Source organism: Actinacidiphila sp. bgisy160, from assembly GCF_057707815.1.
Map to the genome: position 1 here is coordinate 26,167 of NZ_JBYIQW010000005.1, position 21,002 is coordinate 47,168.

Sequence of the window (21,002 nt, forward strand, 5' to 3'; positions counted from 1 at the left end):
CTGCGGTCGTCACCCCCTCGCCACCCTACTGCGCCTGTCCGCGGGCCGCCGAACCGGGTGCGAAGCTGTGGACCACCGTCGTGATAGGACCGCTTCTGTGGATATTCGTTCTCTCTACCGCGCCGCCGACGAGCGCTACGACGCGATGGCGTACCGCCGTACCGGCCGCAGCGGCCTGAAGCTCCCCGAGATCTCCCTCGGGCTCTGGCACAACTTCGGCGACGACCGCACGCTCGACTCCCAGCGCGCCATCCTGCGCCGCGCCTTCGACCTCGGCGTCACCCACTTCGACCTGGCCAACAACTACGGCCCGCCCTACGGTTCCGCCGAGAGCAACTTCGGGACCATCCTCGCCCAGGACTTCCGGCCCTACCGCGACGAACTGGTCATCTCGACCAAGGCGGGGTACGACATGTGGCCCGGCCCGTACGGCGAGTGGGGCAGCCGCAAGTACCTGCTCTCCTCCCTCGACCAGTCCCTGGGCCGCATGGGCCTGGACTACGTCGACATCTTCTACTCGCACCGCTTCGACCCCGACACGCCGCTGGAGGAGACGATGGGCGCCCTCGCGTCCGCCGTCCACCAGGGCAAGGCACTCTACGTCGGCATCTCCTCCTACAGCGCGCAGCGCACCCGCGAGGCCGCCGGGCTGCTGCGCCAGATGGGTGTGCCGGCGCTGATCCACCAGCCCTCCTACTCCATGATCAACCGCTGGGTCGAGGACGACGGGCTGCTGGACGTCCTGGACGAGGAGGGCATGGGCTGCATCCCCTTCGTCCCCCTGGCCCAGGGCCTGCTGACGGACAAGTACCTGAACGGCATTCCCGAGGGCTCCCGGGCCGCCCAGGGCAAGTCCCTCGACCCCACCCTGATCACCGACGAGGTCGTGCGGCGGCTGCGTGGACTCAACGACATCGCCGCCCGGCGCGGCCAGTCGCTGGCGCAGCTCGCGCTGAGCTGGGTGCTGCGCGACAGGCGGGTCACCTCGGCCCTCATCGGGGCGTCGAGCGTCGCCCAGCTGGAGGCCAACGTCGCGGCGGTGGGCGCCGCCCCGCTGACGGCCGAGGAGCTCGCCGAGATCGACGAGTTCGCCCTCGAGTCGGGCGTCAACCTCTGGTCCCGCAGCAGCGACGCGTGACGACGGCGGGCGCCCCGGTCAGGACGGCAGCAGCGGTCCGGCCAGGGCGCCGGCCAGGATGAACGGCCCGAAGGGCAGCGGCGTTCGGCGCTCGGCACGCCGGGCCGCCAGCAGCACCAGGCCGGTGACCGCGCCCAGCGCGAAGGCCGCGAAGGTGCCGGCGACGAGCGTCCCCCAGCCGTACCAGGCGAGGACCATGCCCGCGGTGGGAGCGAGTTTGACGTCGCCGAAGCCCATGCCGTCGGGGTTGACCAGGTGCAGGGCGAGGTAGAACAGCCCCAGCGCGGCCGCCCCCAGCAGCGCCCGGAGCCACGAGCCCTGGTGGCCCGGGAGCAGCGCGGCCGCCCCCAGCAGCGCCGCCGTCCCCGCGGCGGCGGGCAGCGTCAGCACGTCCGGGAGCCGCAGCACCGTCAGGTCGACGCGGGCGAGCAGCACTCCGAGCGGGACGAGCAGCAGCCACACCGTCAGTTCGGGCCGCGGCCCGGTGCCCGCCGCCACCACCGCGCACACCATCGCGGTCACCAGTGCGCAGCGCCACCCGGCGGCAGGGGTCCCGGCGTTGCGCACCGGCCCCCACCAGCCGCGCCAGCCGGCCGGGTAGGGCAGGTCCGCCGGGCACCGGGTTCGCCAGGGCAGCTCCGGCGCGACGGACAGCCGGTACGCCGCACGCGGCAGGGCGAGCCCCACGGCGGTTCCCCATACGACGGCCGCGGCGATCGGATAGACATGCATCGGGCCCGACCGTACACGGGCGCACCACGCGAAGGGACTTGAGCCGCATGGGTGACCGCCGCCGCGACGGGACCGGCCTGCTCCGCCTCGCCGGCGGCGGAGGCAGGGAGGGTGCCGGGATACCGCTGGAGATCGCGGCCTCCTACCGCGCCCGCGCCCGGGGGCTGCTGGGCCGTACGGGGATCACCGGGGCGCTGCTGCTCACCCCCGCCGCGAGCGTGCACACCCTGGGCATGCGCTTCGCCATCGACGTCGCCTACCTCGACCGACGGCTGCGGGTCCTCGCCGTCCGCACCATGCCGCCCCGCCGGCTGGGCCGCCCGCGGCTGCGGGCCCGCCACGTACTGGAGGCGGAGGCGGGCGCGATGGCGGCCTGGGGCCTGGTCCCGGGTACGACGGTGACCCTGGAGACGCGGGCCTGACGACACGCCCTCGCCGCCGAAGGCGGTCGGATCAGCGACGCCGCCGAAGGCGTCGGCGACCCGCACGCCCCCGGAGACAGCACAACGCGCCCGGACGACCGCGTGCGCCGCGTCCATGCCGACGCCGGCCGGCTCGCGGTCCACTGCGCCCTGTGGCGCGCCTTCGCCTCGCCCGGTTTCGGACTGACCGGGGTCCTGCCCGGGGTCGTCCCGCCCGTCCTGGTGTTGTGGGGCCGCCGCGATCCGCTGCTCCCTGTGCTCACCGACGGCCGCCGGGCCCGCCGTGTGCTGCCGCCCGGCGCCGTGTACGCGACCCTGCCCGCGGCTCACGAGGCGCACAACGAGCGACCGGATCTGTTCCTGGCACGCGTGCGGCCCTCCTGACGGAGTAGGGCGCGGGAAAAAAGACGGGCCGGTCCGCAGGGGGGAGAGCGGACCGGCCCGAGGGGGGGGTTCCAAGGTACCGCGCCGGAAGCGCTCTCCAGGTCCAAGGTCATGAGGGAGATGTGAAGGTTCCCTCGAAGATGTCGCGCGGCCGCCGGTCGATTAGTCCGAACAGCCGCGAATGAGGCGACTTGCTCACCCGTGCCACATCCGCACCGCGCACACTTCGTCACGGAACGCACCAGGCCTTCGGCGCGGAATCGAAGGGCCCTGCCGCCGCGCCTCACCCGGGCGGGTGAGGCGTTCGGTCGACCGTGACAAGGCGCCTCGATTGACGCGTCGGAATTTTCCGACGTATTGTGCGGTGTGGCCACCGACGTCTTCAGCGCACTCGCCAACCCCGTAAGGCGCCGGCTCCTCGAATCCCTGCGGGACGGTCCGCGCGCGGTCAACGACCTCGCCGGCCGCTTCGAGCTGAGCCGGCCCGCGGTCTCCGAGCACCTGCAAGTGCTCCGCCAGGCCGGCCTCGTCCGCGAGGAGCCCCGCGGCCGGCAGCGGTTCTACCACCTGGCACCGGAGCCGCTCGCCGAGGTGGGCGAGTGGCTCCACCCCTTCGAGCACTACTGGCGCGCACGGCTCCACTCGCTGCGCGACCTCCTCGACGAACAACCCACCAAGGAAGACCCGACATGACGACCCCCGAACCCGCCGAGATCCACCTCGACCAGTTCCTCCCCCACTCCCCCGCCACCGTCTGGCAGGCCCTCACCGACCCCCATCTGCACGCCCGGTGGTGGGCAGCCGGCGACGTGCGCCCGGTGGTCGGCCACCGCTTCACCCTCGACATGGGGCACTGGGGCCTGCAGCCCTGCGAGGTGCTCGCCGTCGAGCCGGAACGCCTGCTGCGCTACAGCTTCGCCGAGGGCACGCTCGACACGACCGTCACCTGGCGCCTGGAGCCGGAGGGTGCCGGCACCCGCCTCTTCCTCACCCATGAGGGCTTCGACCTCGACTCCCCGCTCGGCAGGACCGCCCTCGAGGGCATGGGCGAGGGCTGGCCCCACGTCGTCGGCGGCCTGGCGAAGCTGCTGGGCGGCGGCGCTACGACGGACGGAACGTGATCTCCACACGGCGGTTCTGCTTGCGGCCCGCCTCGCTGGAGTTGTCGGCGATCGGGTAGTCCTCGCTGTAGCCGCGCACCTGGAACGAATGACCGGAGTTGCCGAGGGAACCGAGCTCCTCCGCGAGGATCTTGTACACGGCGTCGGCCCGCTTCTTGGACAGCACCTTGCCGTGCTCGTACGAGCCGAGGTCGTCCGTGAAGCCGAACACCCGGATCGGCTGCGTGACGCCCTTGGCATCGATGTCGGCCGCGATGGCCTTGATCCGCGCGGTGGCCGCCGCGTTCAGCTTGGCGCTGTCCTTGCCGAACAGGACGTCCGCCTGGAGGGCGTAGGTGACGGAGGAGTTCGACTCCTCGTGCCGCTCCTCGCCGTCGTCGGCCGAGGCGTCCTCGGAGGACGACGCGTCCGTCACGGAGACGATGTCCAGCACCTTCGGCGGCGCCAGCGTCGCCCCCTCGGGCAGCCGCAGGTCCGGGTCGTCCGCGTCCACCTTCGTGGGCGCGGACGGGGTGGGCTGCGCCGTCGGATCGTCGTCCGCCCGCGCGGTCGCGGCGGTCAGCGGCGTGAGCACGAGCGCGAGGCCGAGCACGGCCGCGACGCCGGGGCGGGGATGCGGACGGGAATGGAGACGGGGATGCGGACGGGGATGCGGACGGGGACGGGGCACGGCTCACCCCTCCGAGATCGTGATCTTGGCCGGGGGCATCGTCGGCAGCTGGAACTCCACCTCGGTGGTGCCTTCCGGCGGCGCCGGGAACTGGGCGAAGAACGGCCTCGTCTCCTCGGGCCGGATGCCGATCAGCTTGGTCGTGCAGAGGCAGATGCCGTCGGTGTCGCGGAGCACGTAGTAGCGCTTCTTGCCGACCGCGTCGACCAATACGGCGCCGGCCACGGACGCTCCGGACTTGGCGACCGCGAGTTCCTGACCGATCCAGTTCGTGGCGTTGAACGAATCCGCCCCGTTGTTCGTGATCGCTCCCTTCACCGTCACAAAGCCTCCCGAGTCCCGGGACGCCTCATTAACCGTGACCGTGATGCCCTTCTCACCCTTCATCTGGGCCAAGACCTGGGTCGACTCGCCCGGAGACGCGGGGGTGGACTTTTCCGAACCGCTCGACGCACTCGTCTTGACGGACGGCGAGGCTGTGGCCTTTCCTTCGTCACCTCCGCCACCGCAGCCCACCAGGACGGCGGCGAGGGCCACGGTGACGGCGATTGCGGCCGGTCCCTGCTTCTGGATACGCATCGGTCCCCCGTTCCTCACTCGCTGAGATGGACGGAGTAGAACTCCGCCAGGTTCAGATCGAAATCGTCGGCCGTCGGGTCCACGGTCACTTCGTCCCCGTCGCAGATGAACGTGATCTCGTCGCCGTCCTTGTCGTCGACAACGCACCGGCTTTCGACGACTGCTGTTGCGGTGGCCCGCGCGTTCATCGACTCGGTGCCCGGCACGACCGACTTGCCGACCGTGCCGGAGGTGTGGAGGGCGACCGCGACGCCACCCGGGCCGCCGATATCGCACTCGTCGACGACCGCTCTGTTCTGACCGGCATAGGTCGCCGCCGCGCTGCACGCGTTGCCGGGTGTCATCCCGTTCAACGCCAGCAGATCCTGTAGTTGGTCCAGGTCCCCCGCCTCCAGGGCATCGAGGAAAGGCTCCCGAACGCTGTCCCTGACCTCCCGCGCTGCCGCCAGGGCCGACGCGTCGGCCGCCGTCTGCGCGATGTTACGTACGGAGGCTGCCTGACCAACGGCGAAGTAGGCAAAGGCGAGGAAGAACAACGCAGCGACGGCCACGATGTAGATGCCGAGCGTCTGACCGCCGTCGCCGCGACCGCGACTGCTCAGCCGGCGTCGATGATGTCCTGGATCTTGTCGAGTATGCCGTTGAGGACCGTGGTGCCGATGTCCGTCGTCCCGGCCAGCACGCCGATGATGACCGCGATCACCACCGCGATGCCCAGGTACTCGAACGACGTCTGCCCCGCCTCGTCGCGGACGCGCATGCGCGTGCGCAGCGCGGTCAGTCGCTTCACAACCCACCTGCTCATCTTCCGTGCCCCAAACCGTAGTCACGTGACGTACGCCGGCCGCGCCCCTTGCGTCGGCCGGGGTCTGGCTATCGCCGCGGGCGGGTGGGGTGCCGGTGAGGTCCACGGCGTACCGCCTCCCATCGGGTCAACCCACTGCGATCCGTGCCTGATTGCAGGTGCAAATATGGTTGCGACTGCAAATGTACTCCGCAACCGTGGGCTCCGCACCCAATATGGCGGCTCCCGTCACTACCCACCACCCGCACCGGACATGCGTTCATGGCCTCGTCACCCCCATCACCCCAGCAGGTCGCCGAAGTTGATGCGCGACCCGAGGATCGTGCCGGTCATCAGCAGGATCATCGTGGCGGGGACGAGGAGCGTGGTGATCACGCCGGTCGCGCGCGGCACGGTGCGGGCCGCGCGGCGGCGGGCGTTCTGGGCCTCGGTGCGCCGCATGTCCGTGGCGATCTGGAGCAGCGTGCGGGCGATGGGCGCGCCCAGTTCCTCGCCCTGCTGCAGGGCCGTGACGAACTGCCCCACCTGCTCGCTGCCGTTGCGCCTGCGCAGTTGGTCGAAGGCGTCACGGCGGCTGACGCCGACGTCCATCTGGCGCAGGGCGATCCGGATCTCGTCGCTCCAGGGGCCTTTGTAGACGGAGGCGACGCGTTCGAGGGCCTGGCGGAACCCGAGGCCGGCGCTCACCACCACCGCGAGGACGTCGAGGAAGTCCGGGAGCGTGCGCTCGATCTCGTCGCGGCGCCTGCGGATGGCGAGCCGGATGCCGAGGTCCGTCCAGCCCAGGCCGTAGGCGACCATCAGGAGGGCGGCGAACCAGTGGCCGGCCTGGAGGAGCACCAGGGCCGCGAGGGCGCCGAGGGCGCCGTAGACGGCGCGGCGGGCGGCGTAGCGGTCGACGGTGAGGCCGTAGGGGTGGCCCGCGTGGTCGATGCGGGTGCGGATCCGGTTGACCCGGGCCGGGCCCATGAGGCGCAGCACCAGGGGCGCCCAGCGCATCCCGAGGCGGTCGACGGCGTTGCCGACCCTGGTGGTGCGGGTCTGCCCGACCTCCAGGGCCAGTTGGAGGTCGCTGGGCAGCTTGACCTCGGAGCGGTAGATACCGATGCCGTAGCAGACACCCACCACTCCGAGGGCGGCGACGGCGGCCAGCGCGACGGTGATCAAAGGTCCCCCACCCCCTCACACGTCGATCCGCGACATGCGGCGGATGAGCGCGAAGCCGACGACGTACAGGCCCAGCGCCACGAGCACGGCGATCCGTCCGGCCCCGGAGCCGGTCATCGCGCCCAGCGAGCCCGGCATGATCCGGTCCAGCAGCAGCAGCGAGCCGACGCCGATGACGGGGACGGCGTACGCGGTGACCGTGACCTGGGACATCTGGGTGCGGATCTCGCGCCGGGTCTCCTTGCGCTCCTCCAGGGTCACCGTCAGGTTCCGCAGCGACTCCACCACCGAGCCGCCGGCCCGGGACGACAGGACGAGCGTGGAGACCAGGACCACCAGTTCCCGGCTGGGCAGCCGCTCCCGCAGTTCGGCCAGGGCGTCCTCGATGGAGTGCCCGAGCGTCATGGCGTCGGCGACCTTCCGCAGTTCCTCGCCGGCCGGGGCCTCCAGTTCCTCCGCCGCCATGCCGACGGCGGTGCGCAGGGCGAGTCCGGCCTGGGTGGCGTTGGCCAGGACGCGGGCAAGTTCGGGCAGCTGGGCGATGAAGCGCTCGGTGCGCACCCGTCGCCGCCAGCCGAGGAAGGAGCTGACCGCCCAGGCCGCCAGGAGCGCGGCGATCGGTCCGAAGAAGGGGGCCAGCACGACGTCGGCGACCAGCCAGGCGCCGCCGACCACCCCGATGGCGGCGGCGGTGAACTGCCCCGGAGTCAGGTCGGTGCCGGTGGCGGCGAGCCGGGTGCCCAGCCGGCGGCCCCAGGCCGTGCGCCGGACCCGCCGGTCCAGGCCGGCGAAGGGCACGGCGCGCCGTTCCGCGGCCGGGACGTCGGCCAGCCGGTCGACGAGCGCGGCACGGTCGGCGCGCCCGCCGCTCCAGGCATGCAGGCCCCAGACGCCCAGCACCAGCGCGAGGCCGGTCACGCCGAGCACGGCCAGGGCCAAGGTTGGCGTGTTCACTTTGCCTCCCTGCTCGACAGCTCCAGCTCGGTCTCGCCGATCCCGAAGGCCGCCGGCACCGACTCCCCCACCAGGTGGAAGCGTTCGGCCAGTTCACGCGGTACGGGCTGGTGGTGGAACCAGCCCCGCACGATCCGGTCGGGCCCCATGGGCTCGGCGCGGAAGCGCGTCGCGGTGGTCAGCCGGAAGGTGTCGCGGCCGCGTGAGGACAGCACGGCGATCTCGGCGATCCTGCGGGTGCCGTCGACGTCGCGGCGCAGCTGGACGATGACGTCGACGGCGCTGTTGATCTGGTCGCGCAGCGCCTCGAAGGGGATCTTCACCTCCGACATTGAGGCCAGCGTCTGCAGCCTGAGCACCGCGTCCTCGGCGGAGTTGGCGTGCACGGTGGCCAGGGAGCCGTCGTGGCCGGTCGACATGGCCTGCAGCATGTCGAGGGTCTCGCCGCCGCGGACCTCACCGACGATGATCCGGTCGGGGCGCATGCGCAGCGAGTTCCGCACGAGGTCGCGGATGGTGATCCGGCCCTGTCCCTCGACGTTGGGGGGCCGGCTCTCCAGACGTACGACGTGCTCCTGCTGGAGCTGGAGTTCGGCGGCGTCCTCGACGGTGATGATGCGCTCGCCGTCCGGGATGAGCCCGGACAGGGCGTTGAGCAGCGTGGTCTTGCCCGAGCCGGTGCCACCGCTGACGATGATGTTGAACCTGGCCCGCACGAGCGCGGAGAGCAGCATCAGCATGTGCTCGTCGAGGGTGCCGAGGCCGATCAGCTCGTGCAGGGCGTACGCGCGGGGGAAGCGGCGGATGGTGAGGACGGGGCCGGTCAGCGACAGCGGCGGGATGATGACGTTGACGCGCTCGCCGGAGGGCAGGCGGGCGTCCACCATCGGATTCGACTCGTCCACCCGGCGGTTGACGGTGGAGACGATCCGCTCGATGGTCTGCAGCAGCTGCTCGGGGCTGCTGAAGCGGGCGGCGACGGGCTCCACCCGGCCGGCGCGCTCGATGTAGATCCGGTCCGGGCCGTTGACCATGATCTCGGTGATGGAGGCGTCCTCCAGCAGCGGTTCGAGGATGCCCAGGCCCAGGGCCTCGTCCACGACCCGGCGGATGATGCCGGTGCGCTCCTGGGTGGAGAGCACCGGGCCCTCGCGGCTGATGATGTGGCCGAGGACGCGTTCCAGACGCACCCGGCGCTCGGCTGCGGCGAGCGCCGACATCTCGGCGAGGTCGATCTCCTGGAGGAGCTTGGCCCGGTAGACGGCGACGAGGTGGCCCTCCTGCGTCTGCGGGGCGTTGTCCTCGTTCGCGGCGATGCGGTCGCGCAGGCTCATTCGTCGGCCCCTTCGTCGTCCTCCCTGGGCATCGTGGCGGTCCGGGTGACGGAGCCGGGGCGCAGGCCCGGGAGCACCGACGGGATCTCCACGGTCGCCGTCGCCCGCACCGAGTCCCCCGTGTCGCCGGTGGTGCTCACCCGCGTACCGTCCCGCAGCCAGGAACTCACCGCCTCCGTGCCCGCGGCGGAGCCGGTGACCGGAGGGTCGTGCAGCGCCGCCATGCGCGCGGCGGCACGGGCGGCCGTGCCGGCCTGGGCGGCGGTGTAGGCGGCGAGGCCCAACTGCACGCCGGCGAGGGCGACCAGTAGCAGGATCGGCAGCATCCCCAGGAACTCCAGGGAGGCGCTGCCCCGGTCGCGTGACCGCCGGGTCCGGGCCGTCACGGCGTGCCCGCCTCTTCGTCGACGGCCGAGGCGTGGCCGTGGACGGTCAACGGGAAGTCGATCGCGCCGGGGAAGAGGACGGGGACCTTGAGCCCGACGTCCACCGTGACCATCCCGTCGGATCCGGTGGTGCCGAAGCCGTCGATCGTCCACGCGCCCGGCAGGTCGCCGGCCGCCGCCGCCCGGGCGTCCTCCCCGACCGCCGCCGCGCGGGCGGCCCGGTCGGCGGCGTGACCGGCGAGGGTGAAGGTGTAGCCGGTGAGCACCGCCTGCCAGACCAGGACGAGCACCAGCAGGATCAGCGGTGTCATGCCCAGTGTCTCCAGGGTGACCTGGCCCTGTTCACCGCGGCCGCGGCGGCCCTTGCGGGGTGTCACGGCGTGCCCCGGCCCGGTGAGGCCGATCTCCGCGGCGAGCGTCCACACGCCCTGCTTGACGCTGGAGCGGTTGTCCAGGTCCTGGAGCCGTCCGGCGTCCACCACCGCCTGCAGTTCGCGGAAGGCGGCGGGGACCACGGCGGAGGCGATCCGGGTGCCGGTGATGCGGGCGATCAGCGAGGGCTGGATCTCGCTGCCGCGGGTGTGCCGGTTGACGGCGACGACGACGTCCTGGGGCTTGCGGATCTGCAGCCGGTCCCACATGCGCACCATGCGCTTGGCGGCGCGCACGGCGACCACGTCGGGCGTGGTGACCAGCAGCGCGGTGTCGGCGGTCTCCACGGCGGCCGCGTTGGCGCCGGTCATCTGGGTGCCGCAGTCGACGACCACGACCTCGTACCGCTGCCGCAGGGCGTGCAGCACATGGCGGGCGGCGCGGTCGGTGACCTCCTCGCCGCGTTCGCCCTCGCCGGGCGCGAGCAGCAGCGCGGGCCCGGACTCGTGGAGGTACATGGCGTCCTGCAGCACGCGGGTGGTCACGTCGGCGATGTCCGCGAGGTCGGCGACGGAGCGGCGGAACTGGACGTCGAGGTAGGAGGCGACATCACCGCCCTGGAGGTCGAGGTCGACCAGGGCGGTGGACCTGCCGGCGGCCCGCGCGGCGAGGGCGAGCTGGACGGCGACGACGGTGGTGCCGACCCCGCCCTTCGCTCCGGCGACGGCGACCAGCCGGCCCCCTGGCACGGCGGGCAGCGCGGGCTGCTGGGGGCTGAGGTGGCGCCGTACACCGACCGCCCAGGCGGCCGCCGCCTCGACGCGGGCGCCGAGTTCGTCGTACGACAGCGGAACCCCGGCGACGCCGCGCGCGCCCGCGTCCATGGCGCCGGACAGGACGGCGGGGCTCGGGTCGGCGGTGAGCAGGATGACGCCGACCGCGGGGAAGCGCAGCGCGATCTCGCGGATGACCTCGAGCGCGGGCACCGGTGTGATGCGGTCGTGGACGACGACGACCTCGGGCAGTTCGTCGACCCCGGTCTCGGCGGCACGCGCGAGGACGTCCAGCAGGGTGGTGGAGTCCGGCAGCGCGGGCCCGGGTTCGGCTCCCGGCAGCTGGTGGAGGACCCCGGTCAGGGCGCGGGCGGTGTCGGGGTCGGGGGTGCCCGACACGATGCGGACGCCGGTCACGAGGCGGCTCCGTCACGGCCGAGGGTGTAGGTGCGGTCGCGTTCGGAGGGGGCGGTCGCGTCCCCCGGGGCGACGAGCGCGAGGCGTACGTGCCGGGCGAAGGACTCGGCGAAGGCGACCCGCTGGGCGTCGGCGGCGCCGAGGGCGAAGGTGATGGGGACTCCCTGGCTGCTGACGCGGCGGTTGTCGCTCCCGGTGTCGAAGGCCTTGATCTCGCCGACGTCGATGACCCGGGCGCCCGCGACGATGATCTTCGAGACCTCGGGGTCGGTGTCCCTGCGCGGTGCGAAGGTGGCGAAGATGTTGACCCGCGCCCCCGGGGTGATCTTCCCGGCGACGCCGGTCTCCGCGTCGATCATGATCGCGATCTCCATCTGCCCGGCCCGCAGCGCGGGCCGCTCGGCGACCATGTCCGTCTGCAGCAGGGAGCCGCGGTGCAGCGGGACGGCGGCTATCTTGCCGTCCAGCCTGCCGAGGTCACGGACGGCGGTGGCGGGCAGCCAGCGCTCGGGTATCCGGACCTCCTGCAGTTGGGAGCGGCCTACGGCCTCGTACGCCGGCACGTCCGAGGCCAGCCGGTACGCGGTCACCTTCGGCCCGACCTGGGAACGGGCGTCCCCGATGACGGTGACGACCCCGGCGAAGGCGGCGAGCGCGCACAGCGCGGAGACCACGAGGAGGACGACGCCGCGACGCTGACGTGAGTTCATAGAGGTGGGGCCCTATCGCTCAAGTGCCGAGTGCTGGTGGGGGGAGACCTGCGGGGCGGGGGACGCCCTGGGCGCCGGCGACGGCGCGCGGGGTCCGGAGTGCACGACCTGGCGTGGCCGCTCGGGGGGCCGGATGCGCTGCTGCCCGTCCACCGGGGCCGAGCAGAACAGGCAGCGGTCGCCGATGACCGCCAGGCCGCACCAGCCGCAGGTGTCCCGGCGGACCGAGGTGACCAGTTGGTAGAGCACGCCGACGTCGGCGATGTAGGCGGTGAACTCCACGAGCCTGCCGGTGCCCCACCAGCGCGCGGAGTCCGCCGGCAGCGGCACCTCCCGCACTGCCTGGCTCCGCCAGGCGCGGGCCAGCGGCCCGGTGACCCAGCCGGGGTCGACGCCGTGGCCGTGCGCGACGGCCAGCTGGGTGAGGAACGCCGGCCCGGCCGGCACGGCGTCGGGCCGGGCCTCGGACAGGTGCGGTTCGGGGTGGGCGAGGACGGCGAAGTGCCGTCCGGGCACGAGGGACTTCAGGTGGGCGCCGACGGGCACGTCCACCCGGTCGAGCCGGGAGACCGAGCCGAGCAGGGCACCGGAGTGGAGGTAGTACGACAGCAGCCGGGCGGCACCGGCGAGCACACCGGGCCCGAGGTCGGTGGCGGCGAGCTGACGCAGCTGCTCGGCCAGGAGGAGGGCGGCCAGCGGCGGCAGGCCGACCGGGACGATCGCCACCCGGTCCGCCTCCAGGGCCGCGCGCACGGTGTGGACGCGGCGGCGCAACGGGTCGGTGGTCTCCGGCGGGACGAGCACGACGAGGTGGCCGTGCGCCTCCAGGGCGGCGGCGGTGCGCATCACGTGCTGCTCCAGCGGGAGCGCGAGATCGTCCGCCGTGACCGCTATGACGCTCGACACCCGCGACCTCCCGGAACTCCCGCCCAGTCCCTGCCCGGAGAGCTTATCCCTGCGTAGCCGGAGCAGCGCGGAAAGTCGCCGAACAGTTGATGAAGTCGGTGGTACCCGCCGGGCGCCGGACTACGCACGCCGACAGAGGTCTTGACCAGAGGATTGGTCTGGACCAAACTGCGTCCACGCAAGAGTGGCCCTTCGCGTACCCGCCCAACTCCTCGCCCCCAGGAGGCAGTAGTGGAACACGCACGCGCACGGCGCACCGCCCTCAGAGCCGCGGCGGTTGTCGGCGCCGCCGCCCTGTCGGTGGCGGGACTCGTCGCCACGTCCGGCAGCGCCGGCGCCGCGGACCCCGACCTCGTGACCAACGGCGGCTTCGAGAGCGGCCTGACCGGCTGGACGTGCACCGCCTCCAGCGGCACCGCCGTGAGCAGCCCCGTGCACGGCGGCGGCAAGGCCCTGCAGGCCACCCCGTCCTCCTCGGACAACGCCCGTTGTTCGCAGACGATCAGCGTCCGGCCCAACTCCACGTACCAGCTGAGCGCCTTCGTCCAGGGCAGTTACGTCTACCTCGGCGCGACCGGCGCCGGGATGACCGAGGCCTCCACCTGGATCCCGTCCGCGTCCTCCTACCAGCGGCTGTCCACCGGCTTCACCACCGGCGCCACGACCACCTCGGTCACGGTCTACGTGCACGGCTGGTACGCCCAGCCCGCGTTCCTCGCCGACGACGTGAGCCTGCTGGGCGCGGCCGGCACCGGAACGCCCACCCCGACCCCGACCCCGACCCCCACGCCGACTCCCACGCCCACGCCCACCCCGACCCCCACACCCACGGGTGGCGGCTCGCTGCCCAAGCACGTGCTGACCGGCTACTGGCAGAACTTCGACAACGGAGCGACCGTCCAGACCCTCGCGCAGGTCCCGGCCCAGTACGACATCATCGCCGTCAGCTTCGCCGACGCCACGACCACGCCCGGCGCGGTCTCCTTCACGCTCGACCCGGCCCTCGACTACTCCGTGAGCCAGTTCAAGGCCGACATCGCGGCGAAGAAGGCGGCGGGCAAGAGGGTCGTCGTCTCGGTCGGCGGGCAGAACGGCACGATCAGCGTCAGCGACTCCACCTCGGCGAACAACTTCGCGGGCAGCGTCTTCTCGCTGATGCAGACGTACGGCTTCGACGGCGTCGACATCGACCTGGAGAACGGGATCAACGCGACCTACATGACGCAGGCGCTGCGCTCCCTGTCGGCCAAGGCCGGCTCCGGGCTGGTCATCACGATGGCCCCGCAGACCATCGACATGCAGTCGACGTCCTTCGGATACTTCCAGACCGCGCTGAACATCAAGGACATCCTGACCGTCGTCAACACCCAGTACTACAACAGCGGCACCATGAACGGATGCGACGGCAAGGTGTACGCGCAGGGCACGGTCGACTTCATCACCGCGCTGGCCTGCATCCAGTTGCAGAGCGGTCTCGCCCCCTCCCAGGTCGGCATCGGCCTGCCGGCCTCCAGCCGGGCGGCGGGCAGCGGCTACGTGTCGCCGACCGTCGTCAACAACGCCCTGGACTGCCTCACCAAGGGCACCAACTGCGGTTCCTTCAAGCCCCCGACCACCTGGCCCGGGCTGCGCGGCGCGATGACCTGGTCCACCAACTGGGACGCGACGAACGGCAACGCCTTCTCGGGCACCGTCGGCCCGCACGTGCACGGGCTGCCGTAGCCGGCGGAACCGTCACCGACGCACCGCGCCCCCGGGAGAGGTCCCGTCCCCCGGGGGCGCGGTGTCACGTCGGACCGCCGGGCCCACCGCGCGAGGCACTGCCCGGGCTGCGGAGGGGACGAAGTCGACCACGGATTCGCCCACGCACACGACGTCCACGGCCACGGCCACGGTCACTTCCGCCCCTCTCCGCGCACCTTTGACCCGGTGTCCGCCGGGATGTTAGACAGCGGGGAACACGGCACGCAACGGTCGTCGCACATACTGCAACGACGCTGGACGGAGGCGGGATGGACCAGGTCACGGGCATCGACGCGCTGCAGCGGGAGCGCGTGGACCACCGCTTCAAGGGACTCCCGCCGGACGCCGACGGCCTGACCTTGGGCGAACTCGCCGCCGAGCGCCGCTCCGTCTTCGACGGCGGCTTCACGACCCCGCTGCTCACGCTCTCCGAGCCCGCCCTGGAGCACAACCTCGACCAGCTCGCCGGCTGGGCCGGCGAGCACGGCCTCGCCTTCGCACCGCACGGCAAGACCTCCATGGCCCCGCAGCTCTTCGCCCGCCAGCTCGGCCACGGCGCGTGGGGCATCACCGCCGCGACCCCGCACCAGGTGCGGGTCTACCGGGCGTTCGGCGTGCGGCGCGTCTTCCTCGCCAACGAGCTGGTCGACGCGGCGGCACTGCGCTGGGTCTCCCGCGAGCTGGCCGGCGACCCGGAGTTCCGCTTCCTCTGCTACGTGGACTCCGTACGCGGGGTGGAGCTGATGGACGCGGCCCTCACGGAGGTCGTGGACGTCGTCGTCGAACTCGGCGCGGAGGCGGGCCGCGCCGGCGTGCGCGGCCCCGCGGAGGCGGCGCGCGTCGCCGACGCGGTCGCCACGGCGCGGCACCTGCGGCTGGTCGGCGTCGCGGGCTACGAGGCGGCGGCACCGGACCCACGCGGGTGGCTCGGCGAACTGGTGGCGCTCGCACGGGACTTCGACGCGGCCGGGCGGTTCGCCGGAGCCGGGGAGATCGTGGTGAGCGCGGGCGGCAGCGAGTGGTTCGACGCGGTGGCGGACGCCTTCGGCACGCTCGGGGACCTGTCCCTGCCGGTACTGCGGCTCCTGCGGTCCGGGGCGTACGTCACCCACGACGACGTCCATTACCGCGATCTGACACCGTTCCACGACCGCATCCCCGCGGAGGGAGCGCTCGAACCGGCCTTCCGCCTCTGGACGCAGGTGCTCTCCCGGCCCGAGCCGGGCCTCGCCCTCCTCAACGCGGGCAAGCGCGACGCGCCGTACGACCTCGGCCTCCCGGTGCCGCAGGTCGTGCGCCGCCCCGACGGTTCCGCCGTCCCGGCGGCCGGGCTCACGGTCACGAAGCTCGCCGACCAGCACGCGTTCGTGGACGTCGCCCCCGGGGCGCGGGGCCTGGCGGTCGGCGACTGGGTGGGGCTGGGGGTGTCGCATCCGTGCACGGCGTTCGACAAGTGGCAGCTCATTCCCGTGGTCGGGGAGGGTGGGGTCGTCAAGGACTTCGTCCGCACGTTCTTCTGATGACGGCCGGTTGTCGTGTGCGGGTCGTCCGCGCCCGCGGCGGGTGTGCCGGACGTCGACGCCTCGGCACTGCTGCCGGGTGCGGACGGCGCGCTCGCGGTTCACCCTCATGTCATCCGGTGCCGGCGTCGGCGAGTACCTGGACCGCCTGGACCGGGGCATCGCCGTGAACGCCGCGTACCTGGTCCCGCAGGGCACTGTGCGGATGCTGGCCGTCGGGTGGGAGGACCGCCCGGCGACCTCGGCGGAGCTGGACCGGATGAGGGAACTGGTCGCCGAGGGGCTGGCGCAGGGCGCCGTGGGGATGTCGTCCGGGCTGACGTACACCCCGGGGATGTACACCTCGGGCGCCGAACTGACCGAGCTGTGCCGGGTCGTGGCCGCCCACGGCGGCTACTACTGCCCGCACCACCGCAGTTATGGCTCCGGTGCGCTCGACGCCTACGCGGAGATGATCGCGGTGACCCGGGAGGCGGGCTGCGCCCTGCACCTGGCGCACGCCACGATGAACTTCGGTGTGAACGCGGGCCGCGCGCCGGAGCTGCTCGCGCTGCTGGACGAGGCGCTCGCCGCGGGGGCGGACATCACCCTCGACACGTATCCCTACCTGCCGGGATGCACGACGCTCGCGGCGGCCGGGCTGGGCGACGGAGGGCGGCCCGGAGGCGACCCTGGCCCGGCTGCGGGACGACGCACAGGCGGAGCGCATCCGGCACGCGATGGAGGTGGAGGGGTCGGACGGCTGCCACGGCGTGCCCGTGGAGTGGCCGACGCTCGAGATCTCCGGGGTGCGCGAGCCCGCGCTGGCCGGTCATGGCCCTGTTCTCGTATAGCTACGGCGAACGGACATGTAGCGCTGCGTGATTGCCCTGGTCCTCGTTTCCGCTGGCTGGCCACCTCGTTGAGCTGAACGAGTGATCTCGGTCGGGGTGGAGGGGCGCGGGTGCGGCAGGACTGGAAGCCGGAGGACCTGATCGAGGTCTGGACGCTGCTCGAAGACGACATGAAGCGGGTGCGGAACAAGTCCGGGGCGACCCGGCTCGGGTTCGCGTTGTTGCTGAAGTTCTTCGAGGTGGAGGCCCGGTTCCCGGAGTCGGCCAAGGAGGTGCCGGCCGCCGCGGTGGAGTACGTAGCCCAGCAGGTGAAGGTCCCGGCGGGGGCTTGGGCGGAGCACGACTGGCAGAGCAAGGCGATCCAGCGGCATCGGGGGAAGATCCGGGCGGCGTACGGGTTCCGGGCGAACACCGAGGCCGACCAGCACGTGATCGTGGTCGGCGGCGGCAACTCCGGCGCCCAGATCGCCGCCGACCTCGCCCTGGACGGCCACGTCGAGGTGACGTGGGTGACGCAGCGCCCACCGCGGTTCCTGGCCGACGACATCGACGGCCGCGCCCTCTTCGACGTCGCCACCGCCCGCCGCCGCGCCCTCAAAGAAGACCGCAGCGACACCGGCGGTGTGGCCTCGCTCGGCGACATCGTCGCTGTGCCGCCCGTCCGTGCCGCCCGCGATGCCGGACTCCTGCACGCGCAGCCGATGTTCGCCCAGCTCACCGCCGAAGGCGTCCGGTGGGCCGACGGCAGCCAGCACGGCGCCGACGCGGTGATCTGGTGCACCGGCTTCCGCCCGGCCCTGGCCCACCTCGCCCCGCTGAACCTGCGCGGCCCACGTGGACATATCCCCACCGACGGCACGCGCGCCCTCTGCGAACCACGGCTGCACCTGCTCGGCTACGGCGACTGGACCGGTCCGGCCTCCGCCACCCTCATCGGCGTCGGCCGCCCGACCCGTGACGCCGCCCGCGCTGTCGCACAGCTCCTGTGACGGTCAGGTCACACACAGAGTGACCCACCGCGGCGCTCTCCGCTCGAATACGCGACACATAGACATGCGAGCCCACCAGTCCCACGGCCGCTTGATGCCATCACTGACAAGTTGCGTGCGCCGACTGCCGGGTTTCGAATATTGATGGTGCGACCGCACCGGCGTCGCCCGCGAAGCCCATGGCCACAAGCGGCGAGCCTGGGCTGTGCTTGCTTCTCGCTGTCTGGTACACCGCCCGACCTCTTCCTCGGAGGACGCCATGACCACGCTCCCCAGCAGTGGAAAGGCCCCCATTGTCGTCGGTACTGACGGCTCCGCATCCGCTGACCGGGCACTGCGCTGGGCGGCGCAGGAAGCCCGTGTCCACGAAGCTCCTCTGGAGGTCATCCACGCGTGGGAGGGCATCGTGGGCCAGGTGGTTTCGCCCGACGCGGAGCTCGAACGCCGGGCCAGGGCGGTCGTCGAGGCAGCCGTGGCCCGCCTGCCCGCCGAGGAACGCCCCGCCGGCATGGGCAGCAAGGCGGTCAAGGGACATGCCGCGGCCGTCCTGATCGAGGCATCCGCGGGGGCGGCCATGGTCGTCGTGAGTTCTCACGGCCACGGCGGCTTCGCCGGCACGCTGCTCGGCTCCGTCAGCCAGCGCGTCGCCACCCACGCCCACTGCCCGGTCGTCATCGTCCGCACCTCTCCCACTGACTGACTCGGACCGCTGCTCGGGGAGGCCGTCAGGACGCGTGGGGAGCGCGGTGGCACGCGGCGGCTGATGACCTGGTGCGGGCCGGTCAGCAAGCGGTTCAGGGCCCGTCCGGCTCGCTGGGGTAGAAGCGGCGGCGGGCCCACAGCGCGACGTAGACCAGGCCGACGAGCACGGGCACCTCGATGAGCGGTCCGACGACGCCGGCGAGGGCCTGCCCGCTGGTGGCCCCGAACACGCCGATCGCGACCGCGATGGCCAGTTCGAAGTCGTTGCTGGCTGCGGAGAACGCCAGAGCGGCGGTGCGGGGGTAGGAGAGGTGCAGTCGGCGGCTGACCGCGAACCCGGTGGACCACATGATCGCGAAGTAGGCGAGAAGCGGCAGCGCGATGCGGGCGACGTCCAGCGGCTCGGAGGTGATCTTCTTGCCCTGCAGGGCGAAGAGGATGACAACGGTGAACAGCAGGCCCCACAGGGCGATGGGCCCGATCCTGGGCAGGAGACGGCTTTCGTACCAGTCCCGGCCGCGGCGTCGTTCGCCGAGGGTGCGGGTGAGGTAGCCGGCGGCGAGCGGGATGCCGAGGAAGATCGCGACGGTGCCGGCGATGTCGATCAGGGAGGCGTGCAGGCTGGTGGTCGGCAGGTGCAGCCAGCCGGGCAGCACCCGCAGGTAGAAGTAGCCCAGTGCGGCGTAGGCGAGGACCTGGAAGACGGCGTTGAGGGCGACCAGCACAGTGGCCATCTCCCTGTCGCCGCCGGCCAGGTCGTTCCAGATGAGGACCATCGCGATGCAGCGGGCCAGTCCCACCAGGATCACGCCGGTGCGGTAGGCGGGCTGGTCGGCGAGCAGCAGCCAGGCGAGCGTGAACATCACGACCGGGCCGATGATCCAGTTCAGGGCCAGGGAGGCGGCCATCATCCGCCGGTCTGCGGTGATCCTTCGGATCTCGGTGTAGCGGACCTTGGCCAGCACCGGGTACATCATCAGCAGCAGTCCGAGCGCGATTGGCAGGCTGGTGCCGTGGATGGCGACCTTGTTCAGCACGGTGTTCAGCCCGGGGACGGCCCGGCCCAGCAGCAGCCCGGCGGCCATCGCGGCCGCGATCCACAGCGGCAGGAACCGGTCCAGTCTCGGCATCTGGGCCAGCACGGCCCGCTCGCCGGGTGTGCCCGTCTTGTCGGTTGTTTTGGGTTCGGCCATGAGAGTCACCTCCTCGTCATCGGCTCCGGCCGACCCCAACCGGAGCAGCCTCCCCCGATTTCGCAGAGCGCACGCGTGCCGCCCGTTGCGGGGTGGTGCTGGAGGCTCAGCGGCCGAACACTGCGAAGCACGCCTACAGCTCAACCGTAGACGGCGTGATCGCGGCGGAGCCATGAGCCATGCGTGCCGTGCCGAGATTCCCCGGCTCCTCACGATCGGCATGTTCGGAGCCACAGCGGGCAGGCCCTCGTCGGCGTCGTCGGACGGCTCATCGAGGTGCCCGTGCTTGTCGCCCTGGTCTACGTCGCGCTGTGGGCCCGCCGCCGCTTCTACCCCAGCGAGCCGGACCGCAGGCCGTCGGCTGACAGGCCTGTGCCCAGGTGATCAATCGCCGCGTGGGCCCCGGACCGAAGCGGCCTGGCACCGCCTGTCAGCGGCGGGCCGCCCGGCCGGGTCGGTGGTGGACAGGTGCACCTCGTGCCCGCGCTGTACCAGTCCCGTGGCGATCGCAGCCGCGATGGTCGTCTTGCCCACGCCGCCCTTGCCCACGACCAGGACGGCTCCCGGCTCACCGGCCGCCAGCTCGTCCACGAGGGCTTCCAGCGCGGACAGTGACATGCCTTCTTCCGCGCCCTTGGCCGCAGCGGCGGCCCGGCCGGTGGGGCGGCCGCCGTCCGGGGGTCCGGCACGCAGGGCCCGCAGGGCGGGCACCTCCGTCAGGTCTGCCGCGGACAGCTCGACCGAGGCCGCCGGGACCTCGCGCAGCTGCTGGGGCAGGGCGGCCAAGGCCGATTGCTGCCGCGCAGCCAGGGCTTGTGCGACGCCGTCCCCGGCGAGCGGGCGGGTGAACAGGCCGTTGACGATCAGGCGCTGGTTACGGATGCCCTGGGCCGCCAGCTCCGCTCCCGCGCGCGCCGCCTCCGCCAGGGCCCCGGACTCGGGACGGCTGACCAGCACCATGGTCGTACGGGCAGGGTCGCCGAGTCCCTCCACGGTTTGGTGATACTGGTCCCGTTGTGACGCCAGTCCCGAACGCGGTCCCACACAGCTCGCCGCGGCGGCATCGCTGGTTTCGATGTACTGCGACCAGGCGCTGGGCAGGTTCAGCAGCCGCAGCGTGTGACCGGTGGGCGCGGTGTCGAACAGCACGTG

At 72.4% G+C, this 21,002-nt stretch carries 23 protein-coding genes and 2 pseudogenes; 11 read left to right on the forward strand and 14 right to left on the reverse strand.

All coding sequences use genetic code 11. The features are described from left to right. Window positions 1–97 precede the first annotated feature (97 nt). Window positions 98–1,138, forward strand: coding sequence for an L-glyceraldehyde 3-phosphate reductase (gene mgrA / locus AC3EUJ_RS06780; RefSeq protein WP_431960068.1), 1,041 nt, complete (start codon window positions 98–100; stop codon window positions 1,136–1,138). Between the two features lie 18 nt (window positions 1,139–1,156). On the opposite strand, the gene AC3EUJ_RS06785 is transcribed toward mgrA, so the two are convergent. Further along, complete coding sequence (locus AC3EUJ_RS06785) at window positions 1,157–1,870, reverse strand: prepilin peptidase (protein ID WP_431960069.1); 714 nt, start codon at window positions 1,868–1,870, stop codon at window positions 1,157–1,159. Between the two features lie 47 nt (window positions 1,871–1,917). Between AC3EUJ_RS06785 and AC3EUJ_RS06790 the strand changes: the two genes are divergently transcribed. The 4 genes from AC3EUJ_RS06790 (at window position 1,918) to AC3EUJ_RS06805 (ending at window position 3,797) form a co-directional block, all read left to right on the forward strand. Next, entirely contained in the window at window positions 1,918–2,292 is a 375-nt protein-coding gene (locus AC3EUJ_RS06790) for a DUF192 domain-containing protein (RefSeq protein ID WP_431960070.1), read from the forward strand. A gap of 102 nt (window positions 2,293–2,394) precedes the next feature. Beyond that, a complete protein-coding gene (locus AC3EUJ_RS06795) occupies window positions 2,395–2,676 on the forward strand; it encodes a hypothetical protein (protein ID WP_431960071.1) in 282 nt (93 codons plus the stop codon). A 366-nt stretch (window positions 2,677–3,042) separates the two neighbouring features. Then, complete coding sequence (locus AC3EUJ_RS06800; protein WP_431960072.1) at window positions 3,043–3,369, forward strand: ArsR/SmtB family transcription factor; 327 nt, start codon at window positions 3,043–3,045, stop codon at window positions 3,367–3,369. Next, window positions 3,366–3,797: an SRPBCC family protein gene (locus AC3EUJ_RS06805; RefSeq protein WP_431960073.1), complete on the forward strand. Its 432-nt coding sequence runs from the start codon at window positions 3,366–3,368 to the stop codon at window positions 3,795–3,797. Before AC3EUJ_RS06800 ends, AC3EUJ_RS06805 begins: the two co-directional genes overlap by 4 nt. Here the strand turns inward: AC3EUJ_RS06805 and AC3EUJ_RS06810 are convergent. The 11 genes from AC3EUJ_RS06810 to AC3EUJ_RS06860 all read right to left on the reverse strand — a co-directional run bounded on the left by AC3EUJ_RS06810 (window position 3,778) and on the right by AC3EUJ_RS06860 (window position 12,870). Then, window positions 3,778–4,389, reverse strand: coding sequence for an OmpA family protein (locus tag AC3EUJ_RS06810; protein ID WP_431960074.1), 612 nt, complete (start codon window positions 4,387–4,389; stop codon window positions 3,778–3,780). The two genes, AC3EUJ_RS06805 and AC3EUJ_RS06810, sit on opposite strands and share 20 nt — an antisense overlap. A gap of 81 nt (window positions 4,390–4,470) precedes the next feature. Beyond that, window positions 4,471–5,046 carry a hypothetical protein gene (locus AC3EUJ_RS06815; protein ID WP_431960075.1) on the reverse strand — a complete coding sequence of 192 codons (576 nt, stop codon included), beginning with the start codon at window positions 5,044–5,046 and terminating at the stop codon, window positions 4,471–4,473. Window positions 5,047–5,060: 14 nt separating this feature from the next. Next, on the reverse strand, window positions 5,061–5,648 hold the full coding sequence (locus tag AC3EUJ_RS06820; protein WP_431960244.1) for a pilus assembly protein TadG-related protein: 588 nt from the start codon (window positions 5,646–5,648) through the stop codon (window positions 5,061–5,063). Beyond that, complete coding sequence (locus tag AC3EUJ_RS06825) at window positions 5,645–5,851, reverse strand: hypothetical protein (RefSeq protein WP_488180946.1); 207 nt, start codon at window positions 5,849–5,851, stop codon at window positions 5,645–5,647. The genes AC3EUJ_RS06820 and AC3EUJ_RS06825 overlap by 4 nt, the downstream gene beginning before the upstream one ends. Window positions 5,852–6,130: 279 nt before the next feature. Then, complete coding sequence (locus AC3EUJ_RS06830) at window positions 6,131–7,015, reverse strand: DUF5936 domain-containing protein (protein WP_431960246.1); 885 nt, start codon at window positions 7,013–7,015, stop codon at window positions 6,131–6,133. Between the two features lie 18 nt (window positions 7,016–7,033). Beyond that, on the reverse strand, window positions 7,034–7,972 hold the full coding sequence (locus AC3EUJ_RS06835; RefSeq protein ID WP_431960076.1) for a type II secretion system F family protein: 939 nt from the start codon (window positions 7,970–7,972) through the stop codon (window positions 7,034–7,036). Continuing rightward, window positions 7,969–9,306 carry a TadA family conjugal transfer-associated ATPase gene (locus AC3EUJ_RS06840; RefSeq protein ID WP_431960077.1) on the reverse strand — a complete coding sequence of 446 codons (1,338 nt, stop codon included), beginning with the start codon at window positions 9,304–9,306 and terminating at the stop codon, window positions 7,969–7,971. Before AC3EUJ_RS06840 ends, AC3EUJ_RS06835 begins: the two co-directional genes overlap by 4 nt. Continuing rightward, complete coding sequence (locus AC3EUJ_RS06845) at window positions 9,303–9,692, reverse strand: TadE/TadG family type IV pilus assembly protein (protein WP_431960078.1); 390 nt, start codon at window positions 9,690–9,692, stop codon at window positions 9,303–9,305. Before AC3EUJ_RS06845 ends, AC3EUJ_RS06840 begins: the two co-directional genes overlap by 4 nt. Beyond that, a complete protein-coding gene (locus AC3EUJ_RS06850; protein WP_431960079.1) occupies window positions 9,689–11,254 on the reverse strand; it encodes a CpaE/TadZ family protein in 1,566 nt (521 codons plus the stop codon). Before AC3EUJ_RS06850 ends, AC3EUJ_RS06845 begins: the two co-directional genes overlap by 4 nt. Continuing rightward, complete coding sequence (gene cpaB / locus AC3EUJ_RS06855) at window positions 11,251–11,964, reverse strand: Flp pilus assembly protein CpaB (protein WP_431960080.1); 714 nt, start codon at window positions 11,962–11,964, stop codon at window positions 11,251–11,253. Before cpaB ends, AC3EUJ_RS06850 begins: the two co-directional genes overlap by 4 nt. A gap of 12 nt (window positions 11,965–11,976) precedes the next feature. Next, window positions 11,977–12,870: a hypothetical protein gene (locus tag AC3EUJ_RS06860; protein WP_431960081.1), complete on the reverse strand. Its 894-nt coding sequence runs from the start codon at window positions 12,868–12,870 to the stop codon at window positions 11,977–11,979. A 231-nt stretch (window positions 12,871–13,101) separates the two neighbouring features. Between AC3EUJ_RS06860 and AC3EUJ_RS06865 the strand changes: the two genes are divergently transcribed. The 5 genes and pseudogenes from AC3EUJ_RS06865 (at window position 13,102) to AC3EUJ_RS06885 (ending at window position 18,655) form a co-directional block, all read left to right on the forward strand. After that, entirely contained in the window at window positions 13,102–14,592 is a 1,491-nt protein-coding gene (locus AC3EUJ_RS06865) for a chitinase (RefSeq protein WP_431960082.1), read from the forward strand. A 290-nt stretch (window positions 14,593–14,882) separates the two neighbouring features. Continuing rightward, the gene (locus tag AC3EUJ_RS06870) at window positions 14,883–16,133 is read left to right on the forward strand and encodes a type III PLP-dependent enzyme domain-containing protein (RefSeq protein WP_431960084.1); all 1,251 of its coding nucleotides are present in this window, start codon (window positions 14,883–14,885) and stop codon (window positions 16,131–16,133) included. A gap of 127 nt (window positions 16,134–16,260) precedes the next feature. Beyond that, window positions 16,261–16,948 (forward strand): annotated as a pseudogene (locus AC3EUJ_RS06875) (amidohydrolase family protein); the annotation flags it as partial. A gap of 128 nt (window positions 16,949–17,076) precedes the next feature. Then, window positions 17,077–17,955 (forward strand): DUF4158 domain-containing protein, encoded by an 879-nt coding sequence (locus tag AC3EUJ_RS06880; protein WP_431960085.1) that lies wholly within the window; start codon window positions 17,077–17,079, stop codon window positions 17,953–17,955. 259 nt (window positions 17,956–18,214) lie between these two features. After that, the gene (locus tag AC3EUJ_RS06885; protein ID WP_431960087.1) at window positions 18,215–18,655 is read left to right on the forward strand and encodes a universal stress protein; all 441 of its coding nucleotides are present in this window, start codon (window positions 18,215–18,217) and stop codon (window positions 18,653–18,655) included. A 94-nt stretch (window positions 18,656–18,749) separates the two neighbouring features. On the opposite strand, the gene arsB is transcribed toward AC3EUJ_RS06885, so the two are convergent. After that, window positions 18,750–19,850, reverse strand: coding sequence for an ACR3 family arsenite efflux transporter (arsB, locus tag AC3EUJ_RS06890; protein ID WP_431960088.1), 1,101 nt, complete (start codon window positions 19,848–19,850; stop codon window positions 18,750–18,752). A gap of 234 nt (window positions 19,851–20,084) precedes the next feature. On the opposite strand from arsB, the pseudogene AC3EUJ_RS06895 reads away from it, so the two are divergent. Then, window positions 20,085–20,234: pseudogene (locus AC3EUJ_RS06895) on the forward strand (ACR3 family arsenite efflux transporter); the annotation flags it as partial. On the opposite strand, the gene AC3EUJ_RS06900 reads toward AC3EUJ_RS06895, so the two are convergent. Continuing rightward, complete coding sequence (locus AC3EUJ_RS06900) at window positions 20,235–20,999, reverse strand: ArsA-related P-loop ATPase (RefSeq protein WP_431960089.1); 765 nt, start codon at window positions 20,997–20,999, stop codon at window positions 20,235–20,237. It abuts the pseudogene before it with no gap. Window positions 21,000–21,002: the final 3 nt, after the last annotated feature.

Bases quoted from the DNA above. Each gene is read 5' to 3' on its own strand.
- AC3EUJ_RS06785 (WP_431960069.1), bottom strand. From the start codon at position 1,870: ATGCATGTCTATCCGATCGCCGCGGCCGTCGTATGGGGAACCGCCGTG.
- AC3EUJ_RS06790 (WP_431960070.1), top strand. From the start codon at position 1,918: ATGGGTGACCGCCGCCGCGACGGGACCGGCCTGCTCCGCCTCGCCGGC.
- AC3EUJ_RS06805 (WP_431960073.1), top strand. From the start codon at position 3,366: ATGACGACCCCCGAACCCGCCGAGATCCACCTCGACCAGTTCCTCCCC.
- AC3EUJ_RS06815 (WP_431960075.1), bottom strand. From the start codon at position 5,046: ATGCGTATCCAGAAGCAGGGACCGGCCGCAATCGCCGTCACCGTGGCC.
- AC3EUJ_RS06825 (WP_488180946.1), bottom strand. From the start codon at position 5,851: ATGAGCAGGTGGGTTGTGAAGCGACTGACCGCGCTGCGCACGCGCATG.
- AC3EUJ_RS06840 (WP_431960077.1), bottom strand. From the start codon at position 9,306: ATGAGCCTGCGCGACCGCATCGCCGCGAACGAGGACAACGCCCCGCAG.
- cpaB (WP_431960080.1), bottom strand. From the start codon at position 11,964: ATGAACTCACGTCAGCGTCGCGGCGTCGTCCTCCTCGTGGTCTCCGCG.
- AC3EUJ_RS06870 (WP_431960084.1), top strand. From the start codon at position 14,883: ATGGACCAGGTCACGGGCATCGACGCGCTGCAGCGGGAGCGCGTGGAC.
- AC3EUJ_RS06885 (WP_431960087.1), top strand. From the start codon at position 18,215: ATGACCACGCTCCCCAGCAGTGGAAAGGCCCCCATTGTCGTCGGTACT.
- arsB (WP_431960088.1), bottom strand. From the start codon at position 19,850: ATGGCCGAACCCAAAACAACCGACAAGACGGGCACACCCGGCGAGCGG.